Here is a 545-nt window from a genome sequence, read left to right as displayed (position 1 = left end):
CGAACTTCATCGCCTCCGACACGTCCACAGTGACGGGTTACCTGCTTGTCGCAACGACGCGTGTGACAACTTCGGACTCTCTGTCCACACTCATAAACACCTCTATCACGCTTTCGGTTACAGTGGCGATCGTCAACGTTACCGTTGTAAAGCGTGCCAAAGCACTTTTGTCGATAAATGGTCTGGCGCCAATAAAAAGCTGCAGTTTCAAGAAAACCTGATGGGGCTTTTGTTCACTGGTTATTCCGTGCGCGAAATTTGCCGCAAACTCAGCATCAACCCAAAAACGTTTTATGATCACGTTGACCACATCGCCAGTCGTTGTCGTCGTAAGCTCGCGACCATTGATGCTCGTTGGGTTAATCACGCCAGTCACTACGAGTTGGCTTCCAGCTACATTGCCTTGCAGCCACACAGCAATAATGGAGTGTACTGGATCGTGTCTGGTGAAGCGCACTCGGGCTACATTCTTTGCCAACACGTGAACTACTCTTCGGATGAAGAACCTATCGCGACGCTGGATCACAACCCGTACGACGAAGTTT

General features: G+C 50.1%; 1 protein-coding gene. It reads left to right on the top strand.

What is annotated here, in order from left to right; translation table 11 throughout:
* Positions 1-545 (top strand): transposase (locus R7Q11_RS28675; protein ID WP_411913168.1); only part of this gene is annotated, 545 nt, incomplete at both ends.

This window comes from Vibrio sp. 970, from assembly GCF_033339075.1.
This window is presented reverse-complemented; position numbering and strand designations above follow the sequence as displayed.